General features: G+C 70.6%; 20 protein-coding genes. 18 read left to right on the plus strand and 2 right to left on the minus strand.

The features are described from left to right. Positions 1 to 213 precede the first annotated feature (213 nt). The 16 genes from G3I41_RS16985 to G3I41_RS17060 all read left to right on the plus strand — a co-directional run bounded on the left by G3I41_RS16985 (position 214) and on the right by G3I41_RS17060 (position 21,224). Positions 214 to 1,728 (plus strand): MFS transporter, encoded by a 1,515-nt coding sequence (locus G3I41_RS16985; RefSeq protein ID WP_239081667.1) that lies wholly within the window; start codon positions 214 to 216, stop codon positions 1,726 to 1,728. Positions 1,729 to 1,970: 242 nt separating this feature from the next. Then, positions 1,971 to 3,746 (plus strand): acyl-CoA dehydrogenase family protein, encoded by a 1,776-nt coding sequence (locus G3I41_RS16990; protein ID WP_164401061.1) that lies wholly within the window; start codon positions 1,971 to 1,973, stop codon positions 3,744 to 3,746. 22 nt (positions 3,747 to 3,768) lie between these two features. After that, the gene (locus G3I41_RS16995) at positions 3,769 to 5,538 is read left to right on the plus strand and encodes an acyl-CoA dehydrogenase (protein ID WP_164401098.1); all 1,770 of its coding nucleotides are present in this window, start codon (positions 3,769 to 3,771) and stop codon (positions 5,536 to 5,538) included. Between the two features lie 248 nt (positions 5,539 to 5,786). Continuing rightward, on the plus strand, positions 5,787 to 6,938 hold the full coding sequence (locus G3I41_RS17000) for a DegT/DnrJ/EryC1/StrS family aminotransferase (protein WP_164401062.1): 1,152 nt from the start codon (positions 5,787 to 5,789) through the stop codon (positions 6,936 to 6,938). A 291-nt stretch (positions 6,939 to 7,229) separates the two neighbouring features. After that, complete coding sequence (locus tag G3I41_RS17005) at positions 7,230 to 8,462, plus strand: nucleotide disphospho-sugar-binding domain-containing protein (RefSeq protein WP_239081668.1); 1,233 nt, start codon at positions 7,230 to 7,232, stop codon at positions 8,460 to 8,462. 31 nt (positions 8,463 to 8,493) lie between these two features. After that, positions 8,494 to 9,561 carry a glucose-1-phosphate thymidylyltransferase gene (locus G3I41_RS17010; RefSeq protein ID WP_164401064.1) on the plus strand — a complete coding sequence of 356 codons (1,068 nt, stop codon included), beginning with the start codon at positions 8,494 to 8,496 and terminating at the stop codon, positions 9,559 to 9,561. Next, the gene (gene rfbB, locus G3I41_RS17015; protein WP_164401065.1) at positions 9,558 to 10,544 is read left to right on the plus strand and encodes a dTDP-glucose 4,6-dehydratase; all 987 of its coding nucleotides are present in this window, start codon (positions 9,558 to 9,560) and stop codon (positions 10,542 to 10,544) included. The genes G3I41_RS17010 and rfbB overlap by 4 nt, the downstream gene beginning before the upstream one ends. 201 nt (positions 10,545 to 10,745) lie before the next feature. Further along, complete coding sequence (rfbH, locus tag G3I41_RS17020; protein ID WP_164401066.1) at positions 10,746 to 12,050, plus strand: lipopolysaccharide biosynthesis protein RfbH; 1,305 nt, start codon at positions 10,746 to 10,748, stop codon at positions 12,048 to 12,050. 48 nt (positions 12,051 to 12,098) lie between these two features. Then, entirely contained in the window at positions 12,099 to 13,487 is a 1,389-nt protein-coding gene (locus tag G3I41_RS17025) for an NDP-hexose 2,3-dehydratase family protein (protein WP_164401067.1), read from the plus strand. Beyond that, on the plus strand, positions 13,484 to 14,524 hold the full coding sequence (locus tag G3I41_RS17030) for a Gfo/Idh/MocA family oxidoreductase (RefSeq protein ID WP_164401068.1): 1,041 nt from the start codon (positions 13,484 to 13,486) through the stop codon (positions 14,522 to 14,524). Before G3I41_RS17025 ends, G3I41_RS17030 begins: the two co-directional genes overlap by 4 nt. 25 nt (positions 14,525 to 14,549) lie before the next feature. Further along, positions 14,550 to 15,827 (plus strand): MFS transporter, encoded by a 1,278-nt coding sequence (locus tag G3I41_RS17035; RefSeq protein ID WP_164401069.1) that lies wholly within the window; start codon positions 14,550 to 14,552, stop codon positions 15,825 to 15,827. A gap of 570 nt (positions 15,828 to 16,397) precedes the next feature. Next, positions 16,398 to 17,432 (plus strand): beta-ketoacyl-ACP synthase III, encoded by a 1,035-nt coding sequence (locus G3I41_RS17040; RefSeq protein WP_164401070.1) that lies wholly within the window; start codon positions 16,398 to 16,400, stop codon positions 17,430 to 17,432. A 34-nt stretch (positions 17,433 to 17,466) separates the two neighbouring features. Then, positions 17,467 to 17,703, plus strand: a complete 237-nt coding sequence (locus G3I41_RS17045; protein ID WP_164401071.1) for an acyl carrier protein — start codon at positions 17,467 to 17,469, stop codon at positions 17,701 to 17,703. Continuing rightward, on the plus strand, positions 17,700 to 18,938 hold the full coding sequence (locus G3I41_RS17050; protein ID WP_203601201.1) for a beta-ketoacyl-[acyl-carrier-protein] synthase family protein: 1,239 nt from the start codon (positions 17,700 to 17,702) through the stop codon (positions 18,936 to 18,938). Before G3I41_RS17045 ends, G3I41_RS17050 begins: the two co-directional genes overlap by 4 nt. Before the next feature lie 492 nt (positions 18,939 to 19,430). After that, the gene (locus G3I41_RS17055) at positions 19,431 to 19,871 is read left to right on the plus strand and encodes an SRPBCC domain-containing protein (protein WP_164401072.1); all 441 of its coding nucleotides are present in this window, start codon (positions 19,431 to 19,433) and stop codon (positions 19,869 to 19,871) included. A 102-nt stretch (positions 19,872 to 19,973) separates the two neighbouring features. Beyond that, on the plus strand, positions 19,974 to 21,224 hold the full coding sequence (locus tag G3I41_RS17060; protein ID WP_164401073.1) for an FAD-dependent oxidoreductase: 1,251 nt from the start codon (positions 19,974 to 19,976) through the stop codon (positions 21,222 to 21,224). Between the two features lie 113 nt (positions 21,225 to 21,337). Here the strand turns inward: G3I41_RS17060 and G3I41_RS17065 are convergent, their stop codons facing one another. Beyond that, the gene (locus G3I41_RS17065) at positions 21,338 to 22,576 is read right to left on the minus strand and encodes a cytochrome P450 (RefSeq protein WP_164401074.1); all 1,239 of its coding nucleotides are present in this window, start codon (positions 22,574 to 22,576) and stop codon (positions 21,338 to 21,340) included. Positions 22,577 to 22,665: 89 nt separating this feature from the next. Continuing rightward, positions 22,666 to 23,085, minus strand: coding sequence for a DUF4260 family protein (locus G3I41_RS17070; RefSeq protein ID WP_164401075.1), 420 nt, complete (start codon positions 23,083 to 23,085; stop codon positions 22,666 to 22,668). 632 nt (positions 23,086 to 23,717) lie between these two features. Between G3I41_RS17070 and G3I41_RS17075 the strand changes: the two genes are divergently transcribed. Together G3I41_RS17075 and G3I41_RS17080 are read left to right on the plus strand one after the other, a co-directional pair. Next, positions 23,718 to 24,509: an alpha/beta fold hydrolase gene (locus G3I41_RS17075; protein WP_164401076.1), complete on the plus strand. Its 792-nt coding sequence runs from the start codon at positions 23,718 to 23,720 to the stop codon at positions 24,507 to 24,509. 106 nt (positions 24,510 to 24,615) lie between these two features. Continuing rightward, positions 24,616 to 26,544 carry an HAD-IIIC family phosphatase gene (locus tag G3I41_RS17080; RefSeq protein WP_164401077.1) on the plus strand — a complete coding sequence of 643 codons (1,929 nt, stop codon included), beginning with the start codon at positions 24,616 to 24,618 and terminating at the stop codon, positions 26,542 to 26,544. Positions 26,545 to 26,676: the final 132 nt, after the last annotated feature.

Genomic DNA, 26,676 nt, shown 5'->3' on the forward strand with positions numbered 1-26,676 from the left:
GGAGCCGCCGCCGCTCCGTCTGCCCGGATTCCCCCGTTGCTCCCCCCGGGCAGGCGGAGCGTCTCTGCAGGACGCCCGGTCACCGCACCGGCTCAGTCCTCCGGGGCAGAGGCGGACACCGGCCGGACAAGCGGGACTTCAGCATGCGTCGGCATGCTGCCGCCGGGCGCACGCCCCGTGCCGCCCGCTCGGGAGCACGACGGAGGGACCGCAATGCGGGAGATGCAGGAGACGGACGAGGCCCGGGGGCCGGCAGCCGCAGAGGAACGGCCGGATCCGCGGCGCTGGTGGGTGCTCGGGGTGCTGTCCCTCGCCCTCTTCGTGATCGTCCTCAACAACAGCCTGCTCAATGTCGCCCTGCCCAGCATGAGGCGGGACCTGGGCGCGAGCATCGGCGAGACCCAGTGGGTCGTCGACAGCTATGCCCTGGTCCTCGCGGCCGGCCTGCTCACCGCGGGCACCCTGTCCGACCGCTATGGCCGCAAACGGGCCACCATGCTCGGCATGGCCCTGTACGGAGGGGGCAGCCTCATCGCGCTCACCGCGCAGGGCACCGGCCAGCTGATCGCCGCCCGGGCCGTGATGGGAGTGGCCGCGGCGATGGTCATGCCGGGCACTCTGTCGATCCTGGTGGACGTGTTCCCGGAACGGGAGCGGCCCCGGGCCATCGCCGTGTGGGGCAGCACGTCCGCCCTGGGGGTGGCCGTGGGCCCGGTGATCGGTGGCGCGCTGGCCGCCCAGCTCGGGTGGGGCTCGGTGTTCCTGGTGAACCTCCTGCCGGTGGTCGTCGTGCTGACCGCGGGCGTCTTCCTGCTGCCGGAGTCCGCGGCGAAGGTACCGCGCCCGATGGACCCGGTGGGTGCCGTCCTGGGCGGAGCCGCCATGGCAGGAGTGGTGTTCGGCGCCATCCAGGCATCGAGCCAGGGTTGGACGTCGCCGACGGTGCTCGGCGGGTTCGGGGCGGCGCTCGTCGCCGGGGGCGCGTTCACCGTCTGGGAGCGGCGGCATCCGAGCCCCATGGTGGACTTCGCGCTGCTGCGCCGACCGGTCTTCCTGGGGGCGAGCGCGGGGATCACGCTCCTGTTCAGCGGTGTGGCGGGCACGCTGTTCGTGCTGACCCAGTACCTGCAGTTCCACCTCGGATACAGCCCGTTGCGGGCCGGACTCGCGATCGCCCCCGTCGCGGTCGCGGTCGGCATCGGCTCATCCGTCTCACCCTGGCTGGCCCGGCGCACCGGCCCGCGCGGCGGCGTGACGACGGGCCTCGCGGTGGCCGCCGCAGGCATCTTGACGCTCGCCGCGAACGGAGCGTACCCGGGCATGCTGATCGGCCTGGCCCTGCTGGGCATCGGGGCCGGCGTGGCGTTGTCCCCGGCGACGGACACCGTGCTTCGACTGGTGCCGCCGGAGCGCGCCGGCAATGCCTCCGCGCTCAACGACACCATGCTGGAGCTGGGCAACGCCATGGGGGTGGCCGTCGTGGGCTCGGTGCTCGCCCAGCGGGCCGGCGGCCCGCACACCGCCGCCCCCTCCGACTTCGGGAGTTCCGCCGCCGCCGGCTTCGGCGCCGCCGCGGCGATCGTCGCCACGGGCGTCGTGCTGGCCTGCGTGCTGCTGCCGGGAGCGACACGGCCCGGGCGCCGGGAGCCGGGGCACGGGGGAGCGGAGGCGGACGCGCCGGAGGGATCCGGCCCGGCGACCCGCCGGCCGACGGCCCCCCGCTCCTGACCGATCCCAGCGCGCGACCTTCCGCGGTCCGCAGCACAAGCGAGCCCTTAGCAGGGCGAACCACGATCGGCGGTGCCCCAGCAAGCCTCGCCGGCGCCAAGCCTGCGGATCTCGGAGAGGTCAGGCACAGACGTTGACAAGTTTCCGCACCCCTACGGAACTGACCCTGGACCGAGGAGCCGTGGCCCGCGGCCTCGTCGCCCGCACCACCGGCTCCACGCCGGCGCAGGCAGGTGTCTGAGATGCAGGACCCGGCCTACCGCACCGCCGAGGAGCTGGACCGCTTCCTCGGCGACCCCGACGATCCGAGCGGCTGGTTCTCCCACGCGCGCTGCCTGGAACTCGACGAGAAGGAGGAGTTCCCCGCCGAGATCTGCCTCCGCCTCGACGACTGGGGGCTGCCCTCCTACTACGTACCCGAGGAGCACGGCGGCCGGCTGACTGGCTACCCGGGGCTGCTCCAGCTCATACGCGTCCTCGCCCGCCGCGATCTCACCGTCGCGATCGGCCACGGCAAGACCTACCTCGGCGGCGTCTGCGTCTGGGTGGCGGGACACGCGGAGCAGGCCGCGCGCCTGGGCGCCGATGTCCGGGCCGGGGTTCCCGTCTCCCTCGGCCTGACCGAGCGCGACCACGGCAGCGACCTGCTCGCCGGCGAGGTGCGCGGCGCCGCCGGCGCCGAGGGCTGGCTGGTCAGCGGCGAGAAATGGCTGATCAACAACGCCACCCGGGGCAGCCTGCTGTCCCTGCTCACCCGCACCGACCCGGCCGGAGGCCCGCGCGGCTTCAGCGTCCTGCTGGTGGACAAGCGCGAGCTGGACAAGGACGTGTACCACCACCTGCCGAAGGTCCACACGCACGGCATCCGCGGCGCCGACATCTCCGGCATCGCCTTCGACCAAGCCCGCGTCGACCGCTCCGCACTGGTCGGCGCCGAGGGCGGAGGTCTGGAGATCGCACTCAAGGCGCTCCAGCTGACCCGCACCCTGTGCGCCGCCCTCTCCCTGGGCGCCGCGGACCACGGCCTCAGGCTCGCCGTCGACTTCACCCTGCGGCGTGAGCTGTACGGCAAGCTGCTGGGCGACCTGCCGCAGGCGCGCCGGACGCTGGGCACGGCCGCGGCCGACGTACTGCTGCACGAGGCGCTGGCAATCGTCGCCTCCCGCCTGGTGCACACCCAGACCGACGAGATGAGCATCACCGCGGCGGTCACCAAGTACACACTGCCCAGCGGGACCGAGGACGTTCTCGCCCGGCTCACCCAGCTGCTCGGCGCCCGCGCCTTCCTGAAGGGCGTCCACGCGGGCGGCATGTTCCAGAAGGTCGAGCGTGACCACCGGATCGTCGGCCTGTTCGACGGGAACACGCTGGTCAACCTGAACTCCCTGGTCAATCAGTTCCGGTCGCTGATGCGCGGCCGACGGCGCGGCACCGGCGACGTGGCCGGTGCCCGGGCGGCCTACGACCTGTCCCTGCCGGTGCCGGAGCTCCGGCCCGACCGGCTGTCCCTGGTGGCACGGCACGGCAGCGGCGTCCTGGCCGGGCTCGGCGAGTCCGTCGCCCGGCTGACCGAGCTGGCCGGGGAGCAGCCCGCGCTGGCCCCGGCCGCCGAGGCCGCCCGGCGGATCGCGGACGTCAGCGACCGCGTCCACGCCGAGATGGAACGGTGGCAGGGCGTGCTCGGGGACGTGCCGCCCGCCGCGTTCGAGACCGCCCGCCGCTACACCCTCTGCCACACGGCGGCGGTATGCCTCGGCCTGTGGACTCACAGCGCGCGCCTGTTCACCGGCACCAGCGCCGCCCCGCTGTGGCAGGACGGCCTGTGGCTGCGCGCCGCCCTCGGCCGGCTGCTGGAGCGGCTGGGCGAGCCGGACGCCGGGGACGGCGAGGCGTACGAGGAACTGGTCGAGCACCTGGTCGCCACCCGGCGCTCCGGCGAGCTCTTCTCGCTGCACCCCTACCGGCTGCCGACGGAAGGCCTCCGGCCGGCGGACGACCCGACCACCGTGGGCAACTGACGTGAGCAATCGAGAGGACGCCATGCCGATGGGCAGCACGGCCAACGGGCCGTACGGAGCGGGGCCGTACCCGCCCGGCGGTCAGGAGGACCGGGTCGTCGCCCGGATCGCCGAGCTGGAGAAGCGACTGGGCGACCCCACCGACGCGTACGGCGAGATCTCGTACGCCAGGCTGCTGGAGGCCGACGAGCGCGCGGAGGTGTCCAAGGACGGCGAACGGGCGCTGGACGACCTGGTGCTCAACGCGGACTTCGTGCCCCACCGGCTCGGCGGCCGGCTGGAGCGTGTCGACACCCTCGTACGGGTGATGCGGCAGGTCTTCCGCCGCGACATCACCCTCGGCCTCGGCTACGGCGTCACCTCCTTCATGGCCGCCGTCAACGTCTGGCGATCAGGCACCGGCGAGCAGCAGCGGCGCCTCGCCGACCTGCTGCTGGACGGGGGGAAGGTGTCTGTCGCCTTCCACGAGCTCGCGCACGGGAACGACTTCGTGCACAACGAGTTCCAGGCCCGCCCGGTGGCCGGGGGATATCTGCTGAACGGCGCCAAGCAGGTCATCAACAACGCCGACCGGGCCGCCGCCTGGGTGCTGTTCAGCCGCACCAGCCCCGCGCCCGGCAGCCGCAGCCACTCGGTCGTGCTGGCCGAAGGAGCCGGGCTCGACCAGGACCGGTACCGCCTCCTGCCCCGCTACGACGCGGTCGGCGTGCGCGGCTGCCACCTGTCGGGCCTGGAGTTCACCGACTGCCCGGTCCCCGCCTCCGCGCTCGTGGGCGACGAGGGCAAGGGCGTCGAACTCGCCCTGCAGGCCTTCCAGATCACCCGCAGCGCCCTCCCCGGCATGGCTCTCGGGGCCGCCGACACCGCCCTGCGCACCGTCACCGGCTTCGCGCTCGGCCGACGGCTGTACCGCAAGTCCGTCATGGACATCCCGCACGCGAGGGCCACCCTGTCGGCCGCCTTCCTCGACCTGCTGATCTGCGACAGCCTCTCGCTGGCCGCGACCCGCGCCGTGCATGTGCTGCCGGACCAGACCAGTGTCTGCGCCGCCGCGGTCAAGTACCTGGTGCCGAAGATGCTCACCGAGGCGATGTACGACCTGTCGATCGTGCTCGGCGCCCGGTTCTACGTCCGGGAGGGCGAGTTCGGGATCTTCCAGAAGCACGTGCGCGACCTGCCGGTGCTGAGCCTCGGCCACGCCGGCTCGGCCGCCTGCCAGGCCACGATCATTCCCCAGCTGTCCCGGCTCGCGCGCCGCTCCTGGTTCAGCGACGACCCGGCGCCGGGAGCGGTCTTCCGGCTGCACGACGAGCTGCCGGACATCCCGTTCGACCGGCTCACCCTGGCCAGTGGCCGCGACGGGATCAGCGCCTCGCTGGTCGCGGCCGTCGACGAACTGCCCACCGGCACCCCCGAGGAGCGGTCGGCGCACGGTGTCGCGCTGCGCCTCGTGGAGGAGCTGCGGCGGGTCCAGGAGCAGAGCCTCGGCCTCGCCCCCCGGGACCGCACCGCCCTGGCCAGTCCGAGCGCCTTCGCCCTGGCCGACCGGTACGCGGTGCTGCTCGCCGCCGCCTCGGTGATCGGCGTCTGGCAGCAGGCCCAGGGCGGCTCCGACAGCTTTCTCGCCGACCCGGCGTGGCTGGGCGCCGCCCTGCACCGGCTCGCCCGGCGTCTCGGCCTGTCCGTGCCCGACCTGCCCGGATCCTGCGAGGAGCGGCTGCACAAAGAGGTGCTGGCCCGCTTCCGGGGGTCCCGCAGCTACGACCTGTACGACACCCCGCTGGCCGGCTGATCCGCCGAGCACAGCCGCTCTCCCGGGGTACGGGGCCCGGCGCTTTGCCGGACTTTTAGCGCGGCAGCACACGGTGGAGCCCCGCCGTCGTCTTCCCGTACGGACTGAACACGTCCGGGAGAGCCGCTCGAGGCGTTCTGATGTCGGCGGGCTCCCGCCCGCCGGGCGGTACTCCCTTTCACGGCTCCAGCCGGGCCGAGTGAGGCCGCTGCCGGATCGACGGTCAGCCGGACATGCGAAAGGCAGTCATGATCAATCTCTTTGAGCCCCAAGTCGGAGCGAGGGAACTCGCCGCGGTCGCCGAGACCTTCGAGGACAAGTGGCTGGGACACGGCCCTCGCACCCAGGCCTTCGAGGCCGCGTTCGCGGAGCACATCGGCGTGCCCGCCGAACACGTCGTGTTCCTCAACTCGGGTACCGCGGGACTCTTCCTCGCCCTGGAGACGATGGACCTGCAGGCCGGGGACGAGGTGGTGCTGCCGTCCCTCAGCTTCGTCGCCGCCGCGAACGCCGTACTCAGCTGCGGTGCCCGGCCGGTCTTCTGCGACGTCGACCCCCGCACCCTCAATCCCACGGCCGAGGACGTCGAGAGGGTGATCACGCCCCGCACCAAAGCAGTGGTCGTCCTGCACTACGGGGGCTCGCCCGGTGACATCGTGCGCATCGCGAGCCGCTGCCGGGAGCTGGGTGTCACCCTCGTCGAGGACGCGGCCTGCTCGGTGGCCTCCCGGGTGGAGGGGCGGGCCGTGGGGTCCTTCGGCGACATCGCCATGTGGAGCTTCGACGCCATGAAGGTCCTGGTCACCGGCGACGGCGGAATGATCTACCTCAAGGACCGGGAACGAGCGGTACGGGCCAGGCGGCTGGCCTACCACGGGCTGGCCCAGCCCAGCGGTTTCGGCCATGCGAAGGTCAGCTCCCGCTGGTGGGAGCTGGACATCCCCGAGCCCGGGCGCCGTGTCATCGGCAACGATCTCACCGCCGCGATCGGCGCCGTACAGCTGAGCCGGCTGCCCGAGTTCGTCAGCCGCCGCCAGGAGATCTGCGCCCTCTACGACCGTGAACTCGCGTCAGTGCCCGGCCTGTTGCTGCCTCCCGCCCTGCCGGACGGCCACGAGTCCACCCACTACTTCTACTGGGTGCAGACAGACCCGGAGATCCGGGACGACCTGGCAGACGACCTCTACAAGGAGGGCATCTACACGACCTTCCGCTACGCGCCGCTGCACAAGGTTCCCGCCTTCGGCTCCCAGAACCTTCGGCTGCCTCACTCGGACTGGGCCTCGGAACGGACCCTGTGCCTCCCCCTGCATCCCGGCCTCAGCGACGGCGACGTGCACACGGTCGCGGCGGCCGTGCGCAAGGCCGTCGAGAACCGGCGGGCGGCAGGGGCCCGGTGACGCCGTCGGTACGGGTCAGCAGGCGTCCGCTCCGCTACGTCTGCGGCATCCGGAACACGGCGGGTTCAGCGGGGCCACGGCCCGGCCACCGCGTACTGGACGGCGCTTCGGCGCAGCGCGCGCGTGGAGCCGCCGCACGGGCGCACAACGCAAGCGGTTCTTTAGAACCGGCCTGCACGCTCCTGGCGAACGGCAACCGCCAGCGTCGAACGGACAACCTCCAGGAGGTCAGCGATGCGCATTCTCTTCCACGTCTTTCCGGCATCGTCACATGTATATCCAGTCGTTCCCATGGCATGGGCGCTGCAGGCCGCCGGTCACGAGGTCGTGATGGCCGCCTCCGAGGCCCCGGTCGACCCGAACCTGTTCAAGAACATCGCCTCGGCCGGCCTCACCGCAGTGTCCCTGGGCGGCAAGGAGGAACTCGCCGAATCGCTGGCGCCCGCCCTCGCCGCCGCGAACAGCCCCAACCGGCGCACCGCGGCGATCGACCCGGACGACGAGGACTCCTGGCGCACCTGCCAGGCCATGCTGACCGTCCTGTTCAACGCGCACTATCCGCCGGAGCCGGCCGGCGGCGACCGCCGGCCGGTCGTGGACTCGCTGGTGGAATTCGCCCGTGACTGGCGCCCGGATCTGGTGCTGTGGGACCCGCTGGCTCCGACCGGGGCCGTGGCCGCGCGTGCCTGCGGCGCCGCCCACGCCCGGCTCCTGTTCGGCATGGACAACGTCGGCCTGGTCCGCTCCAAGATGCGGGAGGAACGGGAAGACCCGGCCTCCGGCCCGACGGAGGACCCGTGGATGCCGTGGCTGGAACCGATGCTGGAGCGGTACGGTCTCGACTTCACCGAGGAGACGCTGCTCGGCCAGTGGACCCTCGACCTGACTGCGGCCCGGATGAGCTACCCGCTGGATCTGAGCTACGTACCGGTCCGCTGGATCCCGTACAACGGCGGCGGCAGCCTTCCGAAGTGGCTGCACACCCGTCCCGAGCGGTCCCGGGTGGTCTTCACACTCGGCCAGACCCGGCGGCTCTTCGACGGTCCGCAGGGCGGCTTCCCGCTGCGGGAGTTCTTCGACTCCCTGTCCGACCTGGACCTGGAGATGGTCGCCACGCTGAACAGCGATCAGCTGGCTGCCGTGGGGACGCTCCCGGACAACGTCCGTGCCATCGGATACGTGCCGCTCAACCAGATACTGCCGACCAGCTCGGCGGTCATCCACCACGGCGGCGGAGGCACCTCCGGTGCCTGCGTGGCGTTCCAGGTACCGCAGCTGATCGTGCCGATCCCGTTGTGGGACGAGAACATCGTGGCGCGGTACATCCACCGCCGGGGTGCCGGACTGGTCGTCGACCCCGCGGAGATGGACGTCGACGGCATGCGCAAGGACCTCGTCCGGCTGATCACGGAGCCGTCGTTCCGCACCGGGGCCCGCGACCTGTACCAGGGCATGCTGGCCGCTCCGGCGCCGAAGGACGTGGTTCCGGTCCTGGAGAGACTGGTCACGGAGCATCGCGGCTGAAAGGCAGCGCCCACGAAGTGAGAGGATCACCATGAAGGCTCTCGTGCTGGCCGGCGGAACGGGCACCCGTCTACGGCCCTTTAGCTACTCGATGCCCAAGCAGCTCATCCCCATAGCGAACACGCCGGTCCTGGAATACATCGTGCGGGGCATCCTGGACCTGGGCGTGCAGGACATCGGCATCATCGTCAGCGGCCTCGACAACGGGATCCGGCAGGCCCTCGGGGACGGATCGCGGTTCGGAGTCCGGCTGACCTACATCCTTCAGGACGCTCCGCTCGGTCTTGCTCACGCGGTCTCCACCGCCCGGGACTTCCTCGGCGACGACGACTTCGTGATGTATCTGGGCGACAACATGCTGCCCGACGGAATCTCGGACATCGCCGATGAATTCGCCGCCCGCCGTCCGGCAGCCCATGTCGTGGTGGGCAAGGTCGCGGACCCGACCGCCTTCGGCGTCGCCGAGCTGGGCCCCAACGGTGAGGTACTGCGCCTGGTGGAGAAGCCGCAGCAACCACGCAGTGACCTGGCTCTGATCGGCGTGTACCTCTTCACCGCCGCGATTCACGAGGCGATCGCGGCCATCACGCCCGGTGCCCGTGGCGAGCTGGAGATCACCGACGCGATCCAGTGGCTGGTGGCGGCCGGCGCGGACGTGCGGGCCAGCCAGTACGAGGGCTACTGGAGGGACACCGGGAAGGTCGAGGACGTCCTGACGTGCAACGAGCGCATCCTGGACGACCTCCGGCCCTCCGTGGCCGGTGCGGTCGACGACGCCAGCGTGCTGGTGGGGCCGGTTGTCGTGGAGGAAACGGCACGCGTCGTGCGCTGTCGCATCGAGGGGCCGGCGATCATCGGTGCGGGCACAGTGGTGGAGGACAGCGACATCGGCCCGTACACGTCCATAGGACGCGACTGCACGGTCGTCGAAAGCCGGCTGGCGCATTCCATCGTCCTGGAAGGGGCCTCGGTCACCGGCCTCCAGGGCATGCACAGTTCCATCGTCGGCCGCTCCGCCTCCGTAGGCATCACCACGGAGGGCACGGACCGTTACCGTCTGGTCGTCGGAGACCACACCCACGTGGAAGTTGCGGCATGAGAATCCTGGTCACCGGCGGGGCTGGGTTCATCGGCTCCCATTTCGTCCGCAGCCTCCTCGCGAACAACTACGCGGGATGGGAGGGCGCCCGGGTCACCGTCCTGGACAAGCTGACCTACGCGGGCAACCGCAGCAACCTGCCGGTCTCGCACCCGCGGCTGGAGTTCGTCCAGGGCGACATCCGCGACGCGGGCCTGTTGCGCGAACTGCTGCCCGGGCACGACGCCTTGGTTCACTTCGCAGCGGAGTCCCATGTGGACCGCTCGCTGGCCGACGAGGAGGAGTTCTACCTCACCAACGTCCTGGGCACCCGGACCCTGCTCCACGCCGTGGTGGACAGCGGTGTCCAGCGGGTCGTGCACGTCTCCACCGACGAGGTGTACGGATCGGTGGAGGAGGGGTCCTGGACCGAGGACTGCCCGCTGCTGCCCAACAGCCCCTACGCGGCCTCCAAGGCCTGTTCCGACCTTGTCGCCCGCGCCTACTGGCGCACACACGGAGTGAACCTCTCCGTCACGCGCTGTTCCAACAACTACGGGCCGTACCAGCACCCCGAGAAGCTCATCCCGCTGTTCGTCACCAACCTGCTGGAGGGACAGCGGGTGCCGCTCTACGGCGACGGACTCAACATCCGCGAGTGGCTGCACGTGGACGACCACTGCCGCGGCATCCATCTCGTGCTCGACGGCGGCCGCCCCGGCGAGATCTACAACATCGGCGGCGGCAACGCCCGGACCAACCTCGCCCTCACTGAACGCCTGCTCGAACTGACCGGCCAGGGGCAGGACATGATCCGCTACGTCGCCGACCGCGCGGCACACGACCTGCGGTACTCCATCGACGACTCCAAGATCCGCACGGAACTGGGCTATGCGCCGCTGACCGGCTTCGATGAGGGGCTGGCCGCCACGGCGGAGTGGTACAGCGACAATCCGGGCTGGTGGAAGGCCGTCAAGCACGGAACCGAAGGTGCGGCCGGCTGAACCCGGCGGAGCCCTCGGGCTTCGTGCCACGGGGCTCGGGGGCACCGGCCACCCGGGTCGCCGCGTTCGGCTGCCACGTGGCAGCAACTGGATAACTCACGACCGCTGTGCCTCCCGGGGCGGATGCCGCGGCGCACGCCTCGATGCCTCGTTGCGGAAACCGCACGCGACCACGGCGCCGGCCAACGGAAGGACATGACGATGACTGTCAACAAGGACACCGTGCTGGATGTGGTGCGCCAGTACCACCGGGAAACCGCCTCGGACGCGGTGTTCGAGCCCGGAGTGACGGAGATCTGGCCGTCCGGCGCGGTTCTTGACGAAGAGGACCGGGTCGCCATCGTCGAGGCCGCACTGTCCATGCGTATCGCTGCCGGGCCCAGCTCGAAGAAGTTCGAGTCCGCATTCGCCAAGCTCCTGAAGCGGCGGAAGGCCCATCTGACGAACTCGGGGTCCTCGGCGAACCTCCTCGCCGTCTCGGCCCTGACCTCCGAGACGCTCGGTGACAGAAGGCTGAAGCCCGGGGACGAGGTGATCACGGTCGCGGCGGGGTTTCCCACCACCGTGAACCCGATCCTGCAGAACGGGCTCATACCCGTCTTCGTGGACGTGGAACTGCCGACGTACAACACCACGGCCGACCGGGTGGCAGCGGCGATCGGCCCCAAGACCCGGGCGATCATCATCGCCCACGCGCTCGGCAACCCCTTCGAGGTGGCCGAGGTGGCCCAGCTCGCCAAGGACCACGACCTCTTCTTCGTCGAGGACAACTGCGACGCGGTCGGCACCCTCTACGACGGACGGATCACCGGCACCTTCGGTGACATGAGCACGGTCAGCTTCTACCCCGCGCACCACCTCACCATGGGTGAGGGCGGCTGCGTCCTCACCTCCAACCTCCAGCTGGCCCGCGTGGTGGAGTCGCTGCGCGACTGGGGCCGGGACTGCTGGTGCGAACCGGGCAAGAACAACACCTGCTTCAAACGGTTCGAGTACCAGATGGGGAACCTGCCCGCAGGGTACGACCACAAGTACATCTTCTCCCACGTCGGTTACAACCTGAAAGGAACCGACATCCAGGCCGCGCTGGGCCTGACGCAACTCGCCAAGCTCGACGGCTTCATCGAGACGCGCCGCCACAACTGGAGCCGCCTGCGCGAAGGCCTGGACGGCCTGCCGGGCCTGCTGCTTCCCGAGCCGACCCCGCGGTCCCGGCCGAGCTGGTTCGGCTTCGTCATCACCGTCGACCCGAAGGCCCGCTTCACGCGCGCCGAACTGGTCGCGCACCTGGAGGAACGGAAGATCGGAACCCGGCGGCTGTTCTCCGGCAACCTCACCCGGCAGCCGGCCTACATCGGCCGTCCCCACCGCGTCGTCGGCGACCTCACCAACAGCGACATCATCACCGAGCACACCTTCTGGATCGGCGTCTACCCAGGGCTCACGGACGAAATGCTGGATTACGTGGTCGCCACCATCAAGGATTTCGTAGCCGAGCGCGGCTGAGAGTCCACCGCATCCACACATCGCCAGAAGCCAGGGGGAGTTACCTCGATGCCGTCCCATGTTCTCCAGAGGCGTGAGGTCCAGAGCCTGCCGGCGCGTCTCGCCGCGTCGGCCGCGACCACTCACGGGGCGCAGCTGCCCACCGAGCACTTCGACAGCTGGCTGGCCGAGCGGCGCACAGCCAACACCTTCCGCGTGGACCGCATACCGTTCGCGGACATGGACGGTTGGTCGTTCCAGGAACACACCGGGAATCTCGTGCACCGAAGCGGCCGCTTCTTCACCGTCGAAGGGCTGCACTTCACGGAAGACGGTCAGCCCCACGGCGACGGCCCGTACAGCGACTGGTACCAGCCCATCATCCGGCAGCACGAGGTCGGCATCCTCGGGATCCTGGTCAAGGAGTTCGACGGGGTACTGCACTTCCTGATGCAGGCGAAGATGGAACCGGGCAACCCCAATCTGCTCCAGCTCTCGCCCACGGTCCAGGCGACCCGCAGCAACTACACCAAGGCCCACAAGGGCGGGGACGTCAAGTACATCGAGTACTTCGTCGGGCCCGGCCGGGGCCGGGTCATCGTGGACGTACGTCAGTCCGAGCACGGCTCGTGGTTCTCCCGGAAGTCCAACCGCAACATGGTGGTGGAGGTGGCGGGGGAGGTGCCGCTGTCGGACGACTTCTGCTGGCTGACTCTTGGGCAGATCAATGAGCTGCTGCACCGCGACAACGTGGTCAACATGGACTCGCGCACGGTGCTGTCGTGCCTGCCCGTCGGGGACGAGTCGGGTGATGCCCTGCTCTCCGACACCGAACTGCTCTCGTGGATCACCGGTGAGCGCTCCCGGCACAGCGCGCGCGCCGAGCGGGTCCCGCTCGACCACCTCCCCGGCTGGAAGCGCGGAACCAGTGCGATCGAACACGAAGCGGGACGCTACTTCCAGGTCGTGGCCGTGTCCGCGCAGGCGGGGAACCGTGAGGTGACCGGCTGGACCCAGCCCCTGTTCGAGCCGGTCGGCCAAGGCATCCTCGCCTTCCTCACCCGTGAGGTCGAGGGCGTCGAGCATGTGCTGGTGCAGGCCCGGATCGAACCCGGTCTCGTCGACACCGTCGAGCTGGCACCGACCGTCCAGTACACCCCGGACAACTACGCCCACCTCCCGGAGAGGGAGCGCCCCCGGTTCGCGGAACGGGTGCTTCGCGCGGGCGGCGACCGTATCCGCTACGACGTCGTGCACTCCGAGGAGGGAGGCCGCTTCCTCAATGCCGAGAGCCGCTGCCTCATCGTCGAGACGGATGCTCCGCTGGACGCTCCGGCCGGCTACGCCTGGGTCACCCCCGCGCAGCTCACCTCCCTGGTCCGGCACAGCCACTACCTCAACGTCCAGGCCCGCACCATGCTCGCCTGCCTCAACGCGACGAGGACCGGAACCCGATGACCGCCCCACTCCGGGTGGGGGTGATGGGATGCGCGAACATCGCGGTACGCCGAATGCTGCCCGCCTTCGTCTCCAGCCCGGACATCGAGCTCGCGGCGGTGGCCAGCCGCGATCCGGACAAGGCGCGGCAGACCGCCGAGCGTTTCGACTGCCGTGCCGTCCACGGGTACGAAGAGCTCCTGGAACTGGACGACATCCAGGCCCTCTACGTGCCGTTGCCCGCGGCCCTGCACGCCCGGTGGGTCGAGGCGGCGCTGCGCACGGGCAGACACGTCCTCGCCGAGAAACCCGTCACCACCCACTACGCGCGCACCAGCGAGCTGTTCGAGCTCGCCTCCTCTCGTGACCTGGTGCTCATGGAGAACGTCATGTTCGTCCATCACCGCCGGCACGAGGCCGTGCGGCGCCTGATCGCGGACGGAGCACTGGGTGAACTGCGCTCGTTCCACGCGGCATTCACCATCCCGCCGCTCGCGGACAGTGACATCAGGTACAGGCCGGAGCTCGGCGGCGGGGCCCTGCTGGACGTCGGGATCTATCCCCTGCGGGCCGCACTGCACTTCCTGGGCCCCGAACTCGACGTCGTCGGCGCCCACCTCGCCCAGGGGGCGGGACGGCAGGTCGACACCTCCGGCGCAGCACTGCTGAGTACTCCCGGCGGCGTGACGGCCCAGGTCACCTTCGGCATGGAGCACGCCTACCGCTCGTCCTATGAACTACGGGGTAGCGAGGGGAGCTTGACCGTCGACCGGGCGTTCACCCCGCCCGCCGGACACGTCCCCGTCATCGGGCTCCACCGCGGCGCGACGACCGAGGAGATCCGCCTGGAGCCGCACGATCAGGTGGCGGCCACCGTAGCGGCCTTCGCCGCTGCCGTGCGCACCGGAACCTCGCCGGACGCCGGCGGCACCCTGCGGCAGGCGGAACTCCTCGACACGATGAGCCGGCTTGCCTCGCGCCCGCCCGCGCCCGCTCCCCGTGCTGCCGCGTCACCTGGCCCGCGCATCCTGACTCCGAGGCGTGGAGGACAGCCATGAACCATCTGATTCCGAGGTGTGGAAGATGACCACGATCTATCAGCGTCTCCGATCCGCGAAGGCCGGGACCGACAGCGGGCCGGTGCAGTGGGAGGTGGTCGTCATCGCCTTCCTGACCGTTCTCCTCGACGGATACGACACCGCCGTACTCGGCTTCGCCGTGCCCACGATCGCGGGGGAGTGGAACCTGGACGAGTCGGCGTTCACTCCGGCCCTCGCGGTCACCAACCTCGGTGTGGTGATCGGCTACGTGTGTTCCGGGCGGGCCGCCGCGCGCTTCGGGCACAAGCGGCTGATCGTCACCGGAACCGTGGCGTTCGCGGCGGGGTCCGCACTGACCGTGCCGGTGGACTCGGTGATGACGCTCGGCGCGGCACGCCTGGTGACCGCCCTCGGCCTCGGCATCGTCCTGCCCTCGTGCGTCGCGCTCGCGACGGACCACGTGCCCCCGGCACGCCGGGAGGCGGTCAGCGTAGGGGTCGTGCTGGGGATCACCCTCGGGGCCGTCGTCGGAGGGCTGGTCAGCGCACCCCTCGTCGAGACATTCGGCTGGACCTCCCTGTTCTGGGTCGGCGCCGCGCTGCCGGTCCTGCTGCTGCCGCTGTTGGTGCGGAGACTGCCCTCCGGACCCGTCTCCCGGTCCGCTTCGCCGACGGCGGCGGCCGACCCCGCCCTGCGGCGGCTGTTCGAACAGGGCATGGCCAAGTGGACCGTGCTGTTGTGGTGCCTCGCCCTGCTCATGTACGCGGTGAACTACCTGCTGCTCGCCTGGCTGCCGACGATGCTGACCAAGGGTTACGGATTCACCGCCGCGCAGGCTCCGGTGGGTGTGTCGATGATCGCCATGGGCGGAGTGCTCGGCGGACTTCTGCTGATCCCGCTCTGCTCCCGGTTCGGTGCGCCGCGCGCCCTGGCCGGGATGGTGGTGGTGGGTGTCGTCTTCCTCGCCGCCGCCTCTCAGGTGGACGCGGGCCGCGTGGTGCTGCTCGCGGTGCTCATCGTGGCCGGTGCCGGCATCGTCGCGGGCGTGGTCGGCCTGACGGCCCTCGCGGTGTCGCTCTATCCCGCCGCAGTCCGCACGACCGGCGTCGCCTGTGCCGCCGCGTTGGGCCGCGTCGGCTCCATCGTCGGCCCGGCAGTCGGCGGAGGTCTGATAGCGCTGGGCATGTCGAGCCGGAACATTCTGCTGCTGTCCGCGGTGCCCGTAGCCATCGGGGCCGTGCTGGTCTTCGCCTTCGTCGTACGGGCCCGCCGCATGGCACACCCCGCCCTGCCCGCGAGCGAGTACGCGGAACCGGCCTGATCCGGCGGGCCCCACACGGCCCCGCCGGTGCGACCGGCGGGGCCGGCCGGGGTCACCGGACCGGCGGAGGCGGAGGGCCGGAGGAACAGCGAGGCGGGCACCTCGACCCGGAGCCGGGACAGCCCCTGGCGGGCGTGCTCGAACGGATCGACGCCGGCATCGCCGCACTGCTGCCCGGCTGCCACGTTGCCGGGGGCGGGAGAAGGACCGCCGGTCGGCGGACCCGCACCTCGTGGTCAGCGACGGGTCGCCGAGCCGGTCAACGGCACGCCGATGCCCGCCGACCGCTCGGACGGTCTGCCGTCGCCGACAGGCCGTCACGGATCACGGGCCGTCATGGATCACGGAGGGACCATTGACCGACGAGGACGCAACGCGTCGTGTTCGTCGCGGCCGGCCGTACACCGAGGCTGACCAGCGACATCATCGTGACCGGCGCTCACTAAAGCCCTGGATAAGCCGATCTTTTTCGTCCGGCGGCGGCGATGTAGGTTCGCCGAAATCCCGCCTCCTCGAGCGGGAACGGGTTCACGCACTGTGATGGGCCGTGAGAGCTCAGGGGGTTGCCAGATGTCCGCAACATATCTCACCACTAGCGACGTACCCGGAAGGCGGGCGCAGGCCGCGGCGGTCATCGCCGGTCTCGGAACCTGCCTGCCGACCACCGAGATCGACAACGACGCTCTGTCCAGGGATCTGGACACCAGCGACGCGTGGATCCGCACCCGTACGGGCGTCGAGGCCAGGCGCCGGGTCGATCCACAGACGTCGATGCGCGATCTGGCCTGTGCCGCCGGCGCGAACGCCCTGCGTTCGGCAGGTGTGAACACGGCCGACGGTCTGATCCTCGCCACGTCCACTCCGGACCGCCCCTGTCCCGCCGGCGCCCCGGAGGTCGCCTCCCGCATCGGCCTCGGTCAGGTGGCGGCGTTCGACATGGCCGCGGTCTGCAGCGGCTTCGTCTACGCAGTCGCCTCGGCGGCCGGCCTGATCACCAGCGGAATGCTCGACAGCGTCCTCGTGGTGGCCGCGGAGACCTACTCCCGCATCGTCGACCCTGCGGACCGCGGCACGGCCGTGCTGTTCGGGGACGGCGCGGGTGCGGTTCTGCTGCGCCGCGGCACCGTGGACGAGCAGGGTGCCCTGCTCGCCTTCGACCTCGGCAGCGAGGGGGCGGACGCCGACTTGATCCACATTCCCGGCGTAGCGGAACAACCGACCGGAGAGCGCTGGTTCCGCATGTCGGGCCGGAAGGTCTACATACAGGCCATCGACCGGCTGGCGGGATCGGCACTGCGGGTGACCAAGGACTGCGGCTGGGGTCCGGAGGACATCGATGCCTTCGTCCCCCATCAGGCGAACGCCCGCATCATCGACGCGGTCGGGGACCGCCTGGGGCTGACGCCCGGGGCGGCGGTGAGCAATGTGGCCCGGCTCGCCAACACGGCGTCCGCGTCCATCCCGCTCGCCCTGGCCGACGGCGTCCGGTCGGGGCAGCTGAAGCCCGGCGCCCGAACCGTTCTCACTGCCTTCGGCGGTGGGCTGACCTGGGGCTCCATCGCCCTCACCTGGCCTGCGACCACACCTGTCGGCTCGGAGATCTGAACCGCCGACTTCATCCATCGAAGGGAAAACCCTGATGTTCGTCGACTACCTCACCACCCTGCTCACCGGCGTGTACAAGGTTCCCGGCCCCATCGACGCCACGAAGTCCTTCCGGGATCTGGAGGTCGACTCGTTGTCCCTGGCCGAGCTCGCCGCGCAGTTGGAGGACGAGTTCTCGATCACCGTCGAGGAGGAGGAGCTGGGACCGCAGACCACGGTGATCGAGCTGTCCGAGTTCCTCGAGACCCGGGGGGCGGTCCTGTCGGCATGACCCGCCACACTCACTCTCGCCCCGATGTGACCATCACCGGCCTCGGGCTGGTGACGCCGGCCGGCGTGGACACCGAGTCGGCGTGGAAGACGACGTGCGAGGGGCGGCCCGCGGCAGCGGCAGATCCACGCCTCGCCGGCCTGGGGGTCCCGTTCAGCTGCTCCGTGACGGACTTCGACGCCGAGCTGACACTCGGTGTGGAAGCCCGGAGGATGGCCCACTTCACCCAGTTCGCTGTCGCCGCCGCCCGAGAGGCCGTCGCCGACGCGGGGGCGGCCGGCCATGTCTGGGATCCCACCAGGGTCGGCGTCGTGGTGGGAACCGGCATCGGAGGACAGGACACCTGGGAGGAACAGGGCGCGCGCATGCGGGACAGGAGCCCGCGCGCGGTCAACCCCCTGACGGTTCCCAAGGCCATCGGCAACATCGCCGCGACCACCATCGCCATGGACCTCGGGCTGCACGGGCCGTCGTTCAGCACGTCCACCGCATGCGCCACCGGAACCACGGCGCTGGGGCTCGCCCTCGACCTGCTGCGGGCGGGCCGCTGCGACGTGGTCCTGGCCGGCGGCACCGAAGCCGCCGTGACCCCGCTGGTCACCACGGCCTTCGACCGGCTCAAGGCCCTGTCCCGACGGCAGGACGACCCGTCCGGCGCGTCGCGTCCCTTCGATCAGGATCGTGACGGCTTCGTGCTCGCGGAGGGAGCGGGCGTCCTCGTCCTGGAGCGGACCGAGGACGCCCGGGCCCGTGGCCGCCGCGGCTACGCACGGCTGCTGGGGTACGGATCCACCACGGACGCCCACCACCTCACCGCCCCGGACCCCGAAGGCCGCATGGCACAACTCGCCATACAGCGGGCCCTGGAGGACGCGCAGCTCGACCCCGCGGACATCGGGCTCGTCAACGCCCACGCCACCGGCACACCGCAGGGCGACGCCGTCGAGGCTCGTCTGCTGGAGCGGGTCTTCGGGGGCAACGTCGCCGTCACGTCGACCAAGGGGGTCACCGGCCACATGCTCGGCGCGACCGGAGCCGTTGAGGCCGCGTTCACAGCCCTGTCGATACGGGACGGGCTGATACCGCCGACCGCCAACTTCCACGCGCCCGGGCCGGACATCGCCGGGGTGGACATCGTCCACGGCAATGCCCGGTCCACGCAGGTGTCCGCAGCCGTGAGCAATTCCTTCGGCTTCGGTGGGCACAACGCAGTGGTCGTTCTCGGCCGCGCCTGACCGCGAGGGCAGGAGGCGGCCGGCGCCCCGCCACCGCAGGCCGGTCATGCTGCGGTGGCCGGGGCGTCGGCGTTCCTGCCACCTTCTCCTAAGGGCTGTCCCGCAATTCCCGGTGGATCAGCGCGCGGCGTCAGATGCGGTGCATCGCAAGGCGGAGAGGCGCCCGCATACTGGACGTATTCGGGCGTTTCGACAACGCGGCGAGGTGCCGCAGCTGTCGTCGTGCGCCCGCCGGGAATTGCGGGACAGCCCTTAGGTGGAGGGTCCGGCGGCTCGGCCGTCCGGAGACCGGCCGACCGCATCTGATCGCCCACCGGGTCCGCTTCGGGTCGTCCCGGTGCACGGCCGCCGTCGGACGCCTGCCGCTAAAGCGCGGCTAAGGGGGTGTTCCGGCACGCTGGGGGAACCGGGTCGTCCTGGCTACCGTGGGACTCCGGTTTCCGGTTTCCCTGTGCGCGGTTCCCGACGGTGCCGTGGAAGGAGCACAACACCATGCGCCGCATTTCCTCCGAGGTCCAGATCGACGCCGGCACCGAAGAAGTGTGGTCCGTGCTGACCGACTTCTCCCGGTTCCATGAATGGAACCCCTTCCTGGTGGAGGCCTCGGGCCGGCCAGTTGTCGGACAGCGCCTCAGTCTGCGGTTCCGGCTGCCGAACCGAGGCCGCGAGATGACGTTCCAGCCGACCGTGCTCGTCTGCGAACCGGGACGCCTCCTGCGCTGGCGTGGCCGCCTCGGCACGCCTGGAATCTTCGACGGCGTGCACAGCTTCGTGCTGACGTCCCGTGACGGGGGCACGCACGTCCTGCAGACGGAGACGTTCACGGGCGTGCTCGTCCGTGTCACCGGGTCGGTCATCAGCCAGAGCGAAGTGGGCTTCGGCCGGCTCACCGACGCCCTGAAGACTCGGGTCGAGGCCCGGACCACCGCCTGAGTGCCACTCTCCGTGCTCACAGGCAAGGGGTCGCAAGGGCCTCTTTAGCCCATCTCGGGACGATCGGCTCACCGTGACTCCTCCGGAAGGGCAGCACTGACGATGAATAGTGAGCTAACCGCACAGGTGTGCATAGTCGGAGGGGGGCCGGCGGGGCTCACTCTCGCCGTGGAGCTCGCCAAGCGTTCGATCTCCGTCGTGGTCGTGGAGCAGAGCGGCCACTTCGACCGGTCGTTCCGAGGCGAGTCCGTCTCCCCCGACTCGGTCTGGCTCCTGGACCGGCTGGGGCTCCTCGACCGGCTCGACGGCTCCTACCAGCAGATGCACCGCATGGAGATCATGGACTCGGGCAGTACGGTCCTGCGCGCCGATTTCAGGCGGTTCCCGTACCCGCACCCCTACCCGGTGGAGCTGCCCCAGCCCGCGCTGCTGTCGGCCCTCGCCGAGCTGGGAGAAGAACACCCGGAGCACTTCACCCTGGTACGCAAGGCAACGGCGACCGGCCTGCTGCAGGAGGGCGACGGACCCGTGACCGGGGTGCGGGCCCGCACCCCGGACGGCGAGGTGACCGTTCGGGCCGCCTTGACCGTGGCGGCGGACGGCCGGTTCAGCAAGGTACGGGAGATGTCGGGGCTGCCGTACACCCGCGTCCCGTTGGAGCGGGACGTCGTGTGGCTGAAGCTCCCCTTCCCCGAGGAGTGGGACGACCGCACGTACCGCATCCGCATCCACGGCGACCAGCACGGGCTGTTCATCCCCACGCGGCCGGACAGTGTGCGGGTCGGCTTCAACATCCCCAAGGGCGGCCTCAAGGAGCTCCGTTCCCAAGGGCTGCCCGCCCTGTACGCACGCCTGGATCGGCTCGCTCCCGAACTGTCGGGCGCTGTGCGTTCGGAGATCCGGAGCTGGTCCGACACCTCCATGCTGGACATCTTCACCACGCTGATGCCGCGCTGGCACCGTCCCGGGCTCGTTCTGACCGGCGACGCGGCGCATACCCTGACACCCATTCTCGGCCAGGGCGTCAATCACGCCATCATCGACGCGGTGACTCTGGCGCCGCTGGTGCAGCAGGCATTCAAGGCCGGCGGCACGACCGAGCAACTGACGAGCGCGGCCGAGCGGTTCCAGCGGGCGCGTGAAACCTCGGTGGACAAGTCCCGCGGCCTTCAGCTGCGCCAGGAACGGCTGTTCGCGCTGCACGGCGCGGGCAGTGTGCTGCGCCGCGTCCTCTACCGCGTGATGGACCACAGCCAGCCGCTGAAGCAGCGAGTGCTCGCGGGCGCCTACTTCCAGCTGCAGAAGCCCGGCCCGCACCAGACCGTCGCCCAGGGGCCCAACTCGCGTGTGTGAGCGCCCGGCCGGCCCCCGGTAGCCGCCGTGACGACACCGGGCCCGAACGCGCCGTCGGCCGTCACCAGCCCTGTCGGGCGGTGACGGCCGACGGCGTCAGCCGGCGGGCCGGCTTACCAGGTCACGGGCAGCCGGGTCAGCCCGTGCACCATCATGCCGCTGGTCATGCGCAGCTCTTCGACCTCCTCGGCGAGCTTGAGGCCGGGGAAACGGCGCAGCAGCGTCCCGATGACGATCTGCAGCTCGGCTCGGGCGAGTGCGGCACCGAGACAGTGGTGCGGTCCGTGCCCGAAAGCCAGATGCTGTCCAGCGGAAGGGCGGACCGGGTCGAAGTCGGACGCCTGCCCTTCCGGGAACCGGTCGGAGTCCTGGTTGGCCGAGCAGATCGCCGCGATCACCGCGCTGCCCTTCGGGATCACGGTGCCGGCCAGCTCCACGTCCTCCAGCGTGACGCGCAGCGGGCCCCCGTCGCCGATCGGGTTGATCCGCAGCAGTTCCTCCACCGCATGCTCGATCATCTCGGGGCGCTCACGCAGTGCGGCGAGGTGCTCGGGATGACGCAGCAGGGTGAGAACACAGGTCCCGATCATGGAGACGGTCGTCTCATGGCCGGCGACGAGCAGGATGATGCACATGGTGATCAGCTCTTGCTCGGTGAGCTTGCCGTCCTCGTCGTGCGCGGCGACGAGCGCCCCGATGAGGTCGTCGGTGGGCTCCTCGCGCTTGCGGTCGATGAGCTCCTTGAGATACGCGATCATCGACGCGCGCTGAGCCGCGGACTCCTCCTCGGTGTGCGAGGTGAGTGACACGAACGCGTCCGACCAGGCGCGGAAGCGGTCCCGGTCCTCGAAGGGCACTCCGAGCAGTTCGCAGATGACCATGACCGGCAGGGGAAAGGCCAGCTCGGTGTTGAGGTCGACCGGCCCGGACAGCTTCTCCATGGAGTCGAGCAGACCATCGGTCAGCTCCTGGATGCGCGGGCGAAGTTGCTGCACCCGGCGGTTGGAGAACTCCCGGATCACCAGCTTGCGCAACTGGGTGTGCTCGGGCGGGTCCATGGTGAACAGTCCACCGGCCAGCGGCGGTGTCTTCGAGAGCTGGGGCGCACCCGGTGCCACGGTGGCCGCACGGCTGTACGCGCCGTCGGCGAGCACCGTGCGCACGTCGTCGTAGCGACTGACCACGTATCCCGTGTCGCCGCTGGGAAGTCGAACGTGCGCGACAGGGCACTGGTCTCGCAGCTCGGCGTAGACAGGAGGTATCTCGACCGCTGACGGTCGGTGGAACGGGTAGCTGAGGGTGGGGTCGTCGGCCGCGGAGGGCTCGGTGGCCGCCTGCTGTTCAGTGTCCATGGAGAAAGCCTCCTGAGATGAGCGTAGGTCGAGGTCGTACGGAGCTTCGGTCGCCGCGCCCGGGGGCGCGCACGCCGATCGGCCGGCGCTCAGCGCTGCCAGCCGTCGGCAGTGCGCAATCCGTAGCCGAGCGCCCGGTCAGCGGCGATGTGCAGCAGCCAACCGAGTGCCAAGGTGAACAGGCCCGTGTTGTCACTTGGCCCGTCGCCCGGCAGGAAGGGGACGATGATGAGCCCCAGAACCGGGAGGATCGGCCGGTGGACGAGGTTGTAGGCCGCCACCCTGCCGCGTTGGAGCTGCCCGGGTTCGTGCGGCCCCCCCGGCCCGACGATCAGCGTCAGGTCAGGAGCGAGGAAACCCACGATGCCCAGCGGAATCGTCGCGCCGGGGTGGTTGACCATCTCGAGCACGGTCCAGGCCAGCAGGAATAAGGCGAGCAGGGCCCAGGCTCCACGGACCGAGCCCGAGGTCGAACTCCGGGTGGCCTTGTGGTGCGTTGGGGAAGTCATGCAGTCACTCCTTGCAGGGAGACGGCGGCCGAGATCCAGCTTGGGGCGGGGCACTAAACGGTGGGCAAAGCGACGACTCCAGCGGTGCGGGATCCGGTCGTGCCTCAGCCGTGCGTCGCACCCTTCTCGTCGAATCGGCCGGGTCCGCATCGCGGGGGCGGACGACCTCCTACCGGTCGGATGTCCACCTCGATGAGGTCCCCGGCGTGCGGGAGGTGTTGGCTCACTGGTCAGGGCCGGTTGACAGGTAGTCAGGTCATTACGTTCGGTTGTTGCCCGGTAAGCGTAGTGCTGTTCGGTGAACCGGACGGGCCGAAGTGGCCAACCGCTGCGCGGCGCGCCGGGGCCGTGGCAGCCTCGACGTGAACGCGGCGCGGCGCCGCTGAAGCCCCCGTGGGAGAGCCGCGAACAGCAGCGGACGACTGTCAGGTGAAGGAAGCGACCGCCTTGCCCGTGAAGGAGAGCCACCGGAGAGCGAGCGGTACCGGTCGCCCCTCCGCGACGACCCCGCGCCGGACTCGGCCGCCTCCGATTTGGCTGTTTTTTAGCGGGAGACCCCACCCTTGCGGCACGCCTTCCGGGGCCGGCCCCGGGGGGTGTCCCGACATCGGACGAGCCCCAGGCGGAACGGTATGACGCGTTACCTGTCCCAGACATCCCTGTCCGGACCGGACGAGGGGGCCGGGCTGCGGCTGCTCTGCTTCCCGTACGCGGGCGGCGGCGCGTCGGCGTACCGGAACTGGCAGCGCGGCCTCGACGCCCGGGGCGCGGGGGTGCGGGTGGTGCCCGTGCACCTGCCCGGCCGCGAGGGGCGGATGAACGAGCCCCGCTTCCGCGACATGCGGGACCTGGTCGCCGACCTGGACGAGCAGCTCGACAGCGAGCTGGAGCACCCGCACGTGTTCTACGGTCACAGCATGGGCGCGCTGATCGCCCATGCGCTTGCTCGCCGCCGCCAGCAGCGCGGTGCCCCGCTCCCGCTCGCTCTGGTGCTGAGCTCCTACCGGGCCCCACACCTGCCCGCGCCATCGATCGCCGAGCCGGGCGCGAGCGATGAGGAACTGGCCGCTGAACTCGCCCGGTTGGGAGGCATTCCGAAGGCCATCCTGAAGCACCCCGACTTCCTTGCCGCGCTGATGCCCATCGCCCGTGACGACCTGCTGCTGTGCACCACCTCCGGCGGGACCGGCACCGAGCCCGTGCGGGTGCCGATGCACCTGTTCGTCGGTGTCCAGGACCAGCTGGTGTCCCTGCCGCAGCTGCTGGCCTGGAGGGAACATGCCGGACACGGCTGCGAGGTGCGGACCATGCCCGGAGGGCACTTCTTCATTCGGGCCCACGAGCACTCCTTCCTGCGGGAACTCGCCGGCGTGACCAGCCGGTACGCCGACGAGGCGGCTCACGCCGATGCCCTGCCCTCCTGAGCACGGCACAGAGCCCGGCGCCGGGCCGGGCCGGGCACACGCAAGGAAGGCTTAAGTGGCGTCCCGCAGGCTTGGCGTGTCCGTCGGGCTCGGCGAAGGAGAGGCTGTGAGCGCGGTTGTGAACACCGTCACCGAAGAACGCACCGGGCCGCTGGACAGACTGCGCGCCCTGTACGACGAGGGGCGGTTGGCACAGGAGTTCCGGCAGGTGCCCGGGCTGTTGGCCGAACTGGCGACAGCGCCCGGAGCACCCGGGGGCGACCTGGTTCGGGCCGGCCAGCTGCTGTCCCGGCTGGACCCCGCACAGGTGCTGGACGCCTGCGAGGGGCTGGAGGCGGTCGCCGTGGCGGTGACCGGGCACTCCACCCTGGGCGCCCTCGTCGCGCCGCTCACCGCCGAACTCGCCCGCCACGGCTTCGTACCGAAGGTGCACTCCGGCGACTACGACTCCTGGCTGCGCGAACTCCAGGACACCGGCAGCGATGTGTACGCCACGGGCACAGACCTCGCCCTGTGCGTTCTGGACGCCCAAGTGGTCTTCGACGAACTGCCGCACCCCTGGCGGGTGGAGGACCTGGAACAGGCCCTCTCGGCCAAGTCGCGCCTGCTGGAATCGCTGGCCGCCCGCTACGTCGAGTACGGCACCGGAACCCTGGTGCTCAACACCCTGCCGCTGCTCTCCACCCACACCCGTCAGCTGGTCGACGCCCGGTCCCGGGCCCGCATCGGGATCGCGTGGCGGGAGTTCAACGCCGGTCTGCTGGGCATCGCCGCCGCCCATGAGCGGGTGCGGGTGATCGACCTGGACCCACTGATCGCCTCGGGCGGCCCGGTGAACGAGCCCCGGTTGGCCGCATACGCCAAGGCCCACCTCGGCGAGGAACTGCTCGCGGCGTACGCCCGCGAGGTCGGTCACCTGGCCCGCGGCCTGCGCGGGCGAGCCAAGAAGGTACTGGTGGTGGACCTCGACAACACCCTGTGGGACGGCATCCTGGGCGACGACGGACCCGAAGGCATCGTCGCGGCCACCACGTACCGGGGAGAGGCGTTCGGCCGGTTCCAGCGGGTGGTGGCGCAGCTCGGTTCCCAGGGCGTGCTGCTGGCCGTGGCCAGCAAGAACGACCGGGAACCAGTGCTCGAAGTGCTCCGCCACCACCCCGACATGGTGCTCCGGGAGGGCGACTTCGTCCGGGTGAACGCCAACTGGCAGCCCAAGGACGGCAATCTGCTGGACATCGCCGGGAAGCTCAACCTGGGTGTCGACAGCTTCGTCTTCGCCGACGACTCCCCCTTCGAGTGCGGGCTGGTGGCGAGCAACCTGCCCCAGGTGGCGGTCGTACGGCTGGACGAGGAACCGGCCCTGCACGTGGAGCGACTGCTCGCGGACGGCTGGTTCGACGTCGCCGAGCTGACCGCGGAGGACCGAACCCGCGCGGCCCAGTACGGGGCCGAGGCGGCGCGCCAGGACCTGCTGGAGAGCGTGGGCTCGATGGAGCACTATCTGGCCCAGCTCGACGTGCGCGTCGACCTCTCCCCGGTGCGGGACCACGAGGTGGCCAGGGCCGCCCAGATCACCCTGCGCACCAACCAGTTCAACCTCACCACCGAGCGGCTGCAGGCAGCCGACATCCGGTCCCGGCTGGACTCCGTCGCACATCGGGTGCTCGCCGTGCGCACCACCGACCGCTTCGGCGACAACGGGCTGGTGGGCCTGGTGCTGATGCGGATCGCCGAGGACGGGTGGCACATCGACAACGCGCTGCTCAGCTGCCGGGTCTTCGCCCGGGGCATCGAGCAGGCTGCTCTGGCGGCCGTGCTGGGACGTGCCCGCGAGGCCGGGGCGCCTGCCGTCCACGCCCGCTACCGGCCCAGCGCCAAGAACCGCAAGGTGAGGGACCTCTATCCGTCGCTGGGCTTCACGACGACGGGTGAGAGCGAGTCCGGCGAGATGACGTTCCGGCACGGCCTGGGCGTCCTGCCCGAGGTGCCGAGCCACGTTCACCTGGCCGCGGACTTCGCCATGGACGCGGACTGAAGGGGCGGCGGTGGCATCGGAAAGGCGAGGAAGACCACCGGTGCTCCGTGCGGCCCGGGGCCGGGTACGGGCACGGGCCGACCTCGGCCTGAGGGGCGGCGTGGTCACCGCGAGCCGCCCTGCCGCCCGCCC

It is taken from the genome of Streptomyces sp. SID9727, from assembly GCF_010550605.1.
Classification (GTDB): domain Bacteria; phylum Actinomycetota; class Actinomycetes; order Streptomycetales; family Streptomycetaceae; genus Streptomyces.

What these genes read in the sequence shown, in the direction of transcription:
- G3I41_RS17050 (WP_203601201.1), top strand. Translation starts at nt 17,700, where the DNA reads ATGACCCGCCACACTCACTCTCGCCCCGATGTGACCATCACCGGCCTC.
- G3I41_RS16985 (WP_239081667.1), top strand. Translation starts at nt 214, where the DNA reads ATGCGGGAGATGCAGGAGACGGACGAGGCCCGGGGGCCGGCAGCCGCA.
- G3I41_RS17065 (WP_164401074.1), bottom strand. Translation starts at nt 22,576, where the DNA reads ATGGACACTGAACAGCAGGCGGCCACCGAGCCCTCCGCGGCCGACGAC.
- G3I41_RS17040 (WP_164401070.1), top strand. Translation starts at nt 16,398, where the DNA reads ATGTCCGCAACATATCTCACCACTAGCGACGTACCCGGAAGGCGGGCG.
- G3I41_RS16990 (WP_164401061.1), top strand. Translation starts at nt 1,971, where the DNA reads ATGCAGGACCCGGCCTACCGCACCGCCGAGGAGCTGGACCGCTTCCTC.
- G3I41_RS17030 (WP_164401068.1), top strand. Translation starts at nt 13,484, where the DNA reads ATGACCGCCCCACTCCGGGTGGGGGTGATGGGATGCGCGAACATCGCG.
- G3I41_RS17055 (WP_164401072.1), top strand. Translation starts at nt 19,431, where the DNA reads ATGCGCCGCATTTCCTCCGAGGTCCAGATCGACGCCGGCACCGAAGAA.
- G3I41_RS17060 (WP_164401073.1), top strand. Translation starts at nt 19,974, where the DNA reads ATGAATAGTGAGCTAACCGCACAGGTGTGCATAGTCGGAGGGGGGCCG.
- G3I41_RS17070 (WP_164401075.1), bottom strand. Translation starts at nt 23,085, where the DNA reads ATGACTTCCCCAACGCACCACAAGGCCACCCGGAGTTCGACCTCGGGC.
- G3I41_RS17075 (WP_164401076.1), top strand. Translation starts at nt 23,718, where the DNA reads ATGACGCGTTACCTGTCCCAGACATCCCTGTCCGGACCGGACGAGGGG.
- rfbB (WP_164401065.1), top strand. Translation starts at nt 9,558, where the DNA reads ATGAGAATCCTGGTCACCGGCGGGGCTGGGTTCATCGGCTCCCATTTC.
- G3I41_RS17025 (WP_164401067.1), top strand. Translation starts at nt 12,099, where the DNA reads ATGCCGTCCCATGTTCTCCAGAGGCGTGAGGTCCAGAGCCTGCCGGCG.
- G3I41_RS16995 (WP_164401098.1), top strand. Translation starts at nt 3,769, where the DNA reads ATGCCGATGGGCAGCACGGCCAACGGGCCGTACGGAGCGGGGCCGTAC.
- rfbH (WP_164401066.1), top strand. Translation starts at nt 10,746, where the DNA reads ATGACTGTCAACAAGGACACCGTGCTGGATGTGGTGCGCCAGTACCAC.
- G3I41_RS17010 (WP_164401064.1), top strand. Translation starts at nt 8,494, where the DNA reads ATGAAGGCTCTCGTGCTGGCCGGCGGAACGGGCACCCGTCTACGGCCC.
- G3I41_RS17045 (WP_164401071.1), top strand. Translation starts at nt 17,467, where the DNA reads ATGTTCGTCGACTACCTCACCACCCTGCTCACCGGCGTGTACAAGGTT.
- G3I41_RS17035 (WP_164401069.1), top strand. Translation starts at nt 14,550, where the DNA reads ATGACCACGATCTATCAGCGTCTCCGATCCGCGAAGGCCGGGACCGAC.
- G3I41_RS17000 (WP_164401062.1), top strand. Translation starts at nt 5,787, where the DNA reads ATGATCAATCTCTTTGAGCCCCAAGTCGGAGCGAGGGAACTCGCCGCG.
- G3I41_RS17005 (WP_239081668.1), top strand. Translation starts at nt 7,230, where the DNA reads ATGGCATGGGCGCTGCAGGCCGCCGGTCACGAGGTCGTGATGGCCGCC.